Annotated in this window: 5 protein-coding genes; 2 read left to right on the top strand and 3 right to left on the bottom strand. The window is 71.7% G+C overall.

Annotated elements, in window-relative coordinates; genetic code table 11:
* Positions 1-543 (bottom strand): AzlC family ABC transporter permease (locus tag ACRDSK_RS31535; protein ID WP_431445048.1); only part of this gene is annotated, 543 nt, incomplete at its 3' end.
* Positions 544-621: 78 nt separating this feature from the next.
* Here ACRDSK_RS31535 and ACRDSK_RS31530 point away from each other — a divergent pair.
* The gene (locus ACRDSK_RS31530; RefSeq protein ID WP_431445047.1) at positions 622-1,182 is read left to right on the top strand and encodes a helix-turn-helix domain-containing protein; all 561 of its coding nucleotides are present in this window, start codon (positions 622-624) and stop codon (positions 1,180-1,182) included.
* Positions 1,183-1,197: 15 nt separating this feature from the next.
* Here the strand turns inward: ACRDSK_RS31530 and pdxS are convergent, their stop codons facing one another.
* The gene (gene pdxS, locus ACRDSK_RS31525) at positions 1,198-2,106 is read right to left on the bottom strand and encodes a pyridoxal 5'-phosphate synthase lyase subunit PdxS (protein WP_431445045.1); all 909 of its coding nucleotides are present in this window, start codon (positions 2,104-2,106) and stop codon (positions 1,198-1,200) included.
* Positions 2,107-2,322: 216 nt separating this feature from the next.
* On the opposite strand from pdxS, the gene ACRDSK_RS31520 reads away from it, so the two are divergent.
* On the top strand, positions 2,323-4,452 hold the full coding sequence (locus tag ACRDSK_RS31520; protein ID WP_431445043.1) for an elongation factor G-like protein EF-G2: 2,130 nt from the start codon (positions 2,323-2,325) through the stop codon (positions 4,450-4,452).
* Positions 4,453-4,465: 13 nt separating this feature from the next.
* Here the strand turns inward: ACRDSK_RS31520 and ACRDSK_RS31515 are convergent.
* Positions 4,466-5,344, bottom strand: an 879-nt coding sequence (locus ACRDSK_RS31515) for an NUDIX hydrolase (protein WP_431445042.1), incomplete at its 5' end; no start/stop codon positions are given.

The raw sequence follows: 5,344 nt of genomic DNA, 5'->3' as shown, positions 1-5,344 counted from the left end.
GCCGCGCAGCGCGGGCAGCACCAGCGCGAGCAGCGCCGCCGGGAACGCGGCGTCCAGGCCCAGCGCGTCCGGGTCGCCGATGAACTGGCCGGCCAGCGCGCCCACCAGCGTGCCGACGTTCCACGACGCGAACACGGCCATGCCGCACGCCCAGAACATCACCCGCGCGCGCCGCGGGTCCCGCTCGGCCAGCGCGAACGCCACCGACTCGTCGACGATCAGGTGGCTGCCCACCAGCCGCGCCGGCCACGAGGTGCCCATGATCGAGCCGATCGCGAGCCCGAACGGCAGGTGCCGGGCGTTGAGCACGAGCGCTCCGAGCACCGCCGCGACCAGTCCACCGCCCGCGGCCACCACGCCGACCACCATGAACTGCGAGCCGCCGGCGAAGACCAGCACGGACAACAGGGACGGCAGCCACCAGGGCAGTCCGGACGCGACCGCGATCGCGCCGTAGGAGGTTCCTACGACGAGGACCGCCCCGGACAGCGCGAACAGGTCGCGACGGAGTGTCGGGCTGAGGGTTCGCCAAATCGAACGCATAGTCTCTTATAGTGAACACGTTAGGAGCGTTCGTCAAGGCGAACACTCCGCCCGATACATCGAACACTTGGAGTGTCCATGACGACACCGCGCGGCGCCCCGCTCGAGACGATCGCGCAGTCGCTGCGGCGAGAGCGCGAGCGGGTCGGCCTGTCGCTGTCGGAGGTGGCCAAGCGCGCGGGCATCGCCAAGTCGACGCTGTCCCAGCTGGAGTCCGCGAGCGGCAACCCGAGCGTGGAGACGCTGTGGGCGCTGTCCGTGGCGCTCGACGTGCCGTTCAGCAGACTCGTCGAGCCGGCCCGCCCGCGGGTGCAGGTCATCCGCGCCGGCGAGGGGCCGGCGGTGTTCTCCGAGCGTGCGAACTACGTCGCGACGCTGCTCGCGTCGTGTCCGCCGAACGCCCGCCGGGACATCTACCTGATCACCGCGGAGCCCGGCTCGGCACGCGAGTCCGACCCGCACATGCCCGGCGTGGTCGAGCACGTCGTGCTGTGTGCGGGCCGGGGCCGCATCGGCCTGGTCGAAAACCCGATCGAGATGGCGCCGGGCGACTACGTCGCCTACCCGGGCGACGCCGAGCACGTCTTCGAGGCGCTCGAGCCCGGCACGGTCGCGGTCATGGTCTCCGAGCACTGGTGACCACGATCGACACCGCTACCAGCCGCGCTCGGCCAGGCGGTGCGGCTCGGGGATGTCGTCGACGTTGATGCCGACCATCGCCTCGCCGAGGCCGCGGGACACCTTCGCCAGCATGTCCGGGTCGTCGTGGAACGTGGTCGCCTTGACGATCGCGTCGGCGCGCCGGGCCGGGTCGCCGGACTTGAAGATGCCCGAGCCGACGAACACGCCCTCGGCGCCGAGCTGCATCATCATCGCCGCGTCGGCCGGGGTGGCGATGCCGCCCGCGGTGAACAGCACGACCGGGAGCTTGCCCGCCGTCGCGACCTCCTTGACCAGCTCGTAGGGCGCCTGGAGCTCCTTGGCGGCGACGTACAGCTCGTCCTCCGGCAGCGACGTGAGCCGCTTGATCTCCCCGCGGATCCTGCGCATGTGCGTGGTCGCGTTCGACACGTCGCCGGTGCCGGCCTCGCCCTTGGAGCGGATCATCGCCGCGCCCTCGGTGATCCGGCGCAGGGCCTCGCCCAGGTTGGTAGCGCCGCACACGAACGGCACGGTGAACTGCCACTTGTCGATGTGGTTGGCGTAGTCGGCCGGCGTCAGCACCTCGGACTCGTCCACGTAGTCGACGCCGAGCGCCTGCAGCAGCCGCGCCTCGACGAAGTGGCCGATCCGCGCCTTGGCCATCACCGGGATGGACACCGCCTCGATGATCCCGTCGATCAGGTCCGGGTCGCTCATGCGCGCGACACCGCCCTGCGCGCGGATGTCCGCCGGGACGCGCTCGAGCGCCATCACCGCGACTGCGCCCGCGTCCTCGGCGATCTTGGCCTGCTCGGCGGTGACCACGTCCATGATCACGCCGCCCTTGAGCATCTCCGCCATCCCGCGCTTGACCCGCGCGGTGCCGGTCTCCGGCGTGGTGGAAGTGGTTGCGTCAGACACGCGAAGTTCCTTTCCTCGTGGTCCCCCCTTCGAGGATAGGAGCGACGTGGCCTTCTCCTCCGGGCCAATTCCGAGGTATCTCGCCAGGCCACTTCCGCGCGGTGGATCTCTCCGCCGTTCGCCGGTCACGACGGGGTTGTCGATGCTGGTAAACAGGTGTGAGATCGAACACAAGGTTCCGGCAGACAGTGCGGTCGGCACGGAAAGGGTGACTCCATGGCCAGCAAGCACACGGATAACGGTGACGGCGGAGCCGCGGTCGCTGTAGAGGACCCCGCCAAAGTACGGAACATCGTTCTCGTGGGGCCCTCCGGCTCCGGGAAGACCACGCTCACCGAGGCCTTGCTCGCGGCGGCGGGCGTGATCACAAGGGCGGGCTCGGTCACCGAGGGCACCACGGTGTGCGACCACGACCCCGCCGCGCAGCGCCAGCAGCGCTCGGTCGGGCTTTCCGTCGCCCCGCTGGTGCACGCCGACATCAAGATCAACCTGATCGACACACCCGGCTACGCCGACTTCGTGGGCGAGGTCCGGGCCGGCCTGCGCGCGGCGGACGCGGCGCTGTTCGTGGTGTGCGCGGCCGAGGGCATCGACCCGGCGACCATCGCGCTGTGGGCGGAATGCGCCGCGGTCAAGATGCCGCGGGCCGTGGTGATCGCCCGGCTGGACCACCAGCGCGCGGACGCGGCGGCCGAGATGGCCGCCTGCCAGGAGGCGTTCGGCACCGGCGTGCTGCCGCTGTACCTGCCGGCCCCCGGCGGCAAGCAGGGGTTGCTCGGCCTGATCACCCGCAGGTACTTCGACTACTCCGACGGCTACCCGCCGAAGGTCACCGAGCCGGACGCGAGCGACCTCGACGCAATCGACGAGGCCCGCAACGAGCTCATCGAGGGCATCATCGCCGAGAGCGAGGACGAGACCCTCATGGACCGCTACCTCGAGGGCGAGGAGCTCGAGACCGCGACGCTGATCTCCGACCTCGAGACCGCGGTGGCGCGCGGCTCGTTCCACCCGGTGATCCCCGTCTGCGCGGCCACCGGGGTCGGGCTCGCCGAGCTGCTGGAGGCCTTGACCGGCGCGTTCCCGTCCCCACTCGAGCACGCCGTGCCCGACGTCTCCACGGTCAACGGCTCCGGCACCAGCTCGGTGACCGCCGATCCCGACGGCCCGCTGGTGGCCGAGGTCGTGCGCACCGCGATCGACTCCTACGTCGGCCGGGTCTCGTTGGTCCGCGTGTTCTCCGGGACGCTGCGCCCGGAGCGGCCGGTGCACATCTCCGGCCACGGCATGGCCGAACGCGGGCACGAGGACCACGACGTCGACGAGCGGGTGGCGCACATCTACTCGCCGCTCGGCGCGAACCTGCGCGAGGTCAGCCACTGCGTCGCGGGCGACATCTGCGCGCTGACCAAGATCGGCTCGGCGGAGACCGGCGACACGGTGTCCAGTCCGGACAAGCCTCTCCTGATGCGCCCGTGGAAGATGCCCGAGCCGCTGCTGCCGGTGGCGGTCGTGGCGAAGACCCGCAGCGACGAGGACGCTTTGTCGCGCAACCTCGCCAGGCTGGTCGCCGGGGACCCGACGCTGCGGCTGGAGCGCAACGCGGAGACCCACCAGCTGGTGCTGTGGTGCATGGGCGAGGCGCACGCGGACGTCGTGCTCGCGCGGCTGCGGGCCGGCGGCGCGGACGTGGACACCGAGCAGGTGAAGGTCGCGCTGCGGGAGACGTTCGCGGGCAAGGCGCGCGGGAAGGGCCGGCACGTCAAGCAGTCCGGCGGGCACGGCCAGTACGCGGTGTGCGACCTCGACGTCGAGCCGCTGCCGGTCGGGTCCGGCTTCGAGTTCGTCGACAAGGTCGTCGGCGGGTCGGTGCCGCACCAGTTCATCGGCTCGGTCGAGAAGGGCGTGCGGGCGCAGCTGGAGAAGGGCCTGTCGACCGGCGGTCACCCGGTGGTCGACATCCGGGTGACCCTGTTCGACGGCAAGGCACACAGCGTCGACTCCTCCGACGCGGCGTTCCAGACGGCCGGCTCGATGGGCCTGAAGGACGCGGCGGCGAACGGTCGGATCTCGCTGCTGGAGCCGGTGGACGAGGTGACCGTGCGGCTGCCCGACGACCACCTGGGCGCCGTGCTCGGCGACCTGTCCAGCCGGCGCGGCCGGGTATTGGGCACGGAGGCGGACGAGACGCCGGGCTACAGCCTGGTGCGCGCAGAGGTGCCGGTCACGGCACTGCTCCGGTACGCCATCGACCTGCGCTCGATGTCCTCCGGCTCGGCGACGTTCACCCGCCGCTTCGTCCGCTACGACCCGTTGCCGGACTCCATCGCAGCGCAAGTCACCTGAGGTTTCGCCGCCGTCAGCGAACGGCGCGGATGGTGCCGTCCCATGTGGACGACAGGAGTTCGGGTAGGAGCGTGGGGAGCTGCACCGGGTACACCGTCTCGTCGGTGTCCCGCAGCTCTTCCACGCTCCACCAGCGGTGCCCGTCGACCGTGTCGGCCTCCCCGTCGGTGAACCCGGACGTGTCGATCGGGATCTCCACCTTCTCCCCAGAGCCGGACAGGTCCGCGAGGAAGAACCACTCCTCCTCGTCGTAGGCGCGGCCGTCGAAGCTGAACACCACGCGGCGGCGCCACATCGGGCCCACGAGGTCCTCTTCGGCCAGTCGGATGCCGGTCTCCTCCACGAGCTCCCGCAGTGCCGCCGACCGCAGGTCCTCGCCCTGCTCGACGCCGCCGCCGACGGTGAACCACCAGCGGGTGTCCGGCCGGCTCGGGTCGTGCCCGTTGAACAGCAGCAGCCGGCGCTCGCCGTCGAGCAGCAGCACTCGCGCGGACGGCCGGGGCAGCGGGGCCGCGCCGGACTCGTCGTTCAGCGCCGGTTCGACGATCTCGAAGTACTCCGGCCGCGGCGCGGTGCCGGCGAGCTTCGGCCACCGCACCGCTCGCCGCCGGCGCTGGCCGAGGGTGTCGCGCACGGCGTCGTTGTGCACCCGCCGCGCGATCACCACCCGCTGCTCCGCGTCAAGCAGCTCGGCCGTCAGTGCCAGCGGCAGCTTGCCCCGGTCGACGCCGGCCAGCTGCAGCGAGAGGTCGTTCTCCGCCTCCTCGCGCTCGGCACGCTCCGTGCGCTCGGCACGCTCGGCCACCGCGCGCAGCTTGTCGGCGGCGACCCCGCCGTCCGCGCCGGCGCCGTCCAGCCGCATCGCCGCGGCCACCGCCCGGCCCACCACCGC

Source organism: Actinophytocola sp., from assembly GCF_050699915.1.
Classification (GTDB): domain Bacteria; phylum Actinomycetota; class Actinomycetes; order Mycobacteriales; family Pseudonocardiaceae; genus Actinophytocola.
The sequence above is the reverse complement of the archived record's forward strand: the minus strand, read 5'-3'. Positions and strand labels throughout refer to the sequence as shown.

Coding starts and splice junctions, on each gene's coding strand:
- ACRDSK_RS31530 (WP_431445047.1), top strand. CDS start 622: ATGACGACACCGCGCGGCGCCCCGCTCGAGACGATCGCGCAGTCGCTG.
- ACRDSK_RS31520 (WP_431445043.1), top strand. CDS start 2,323: ATGGCCAGCAAGCACACGGATAACGGTGACGGCGGAGCCGCGGTCGCT.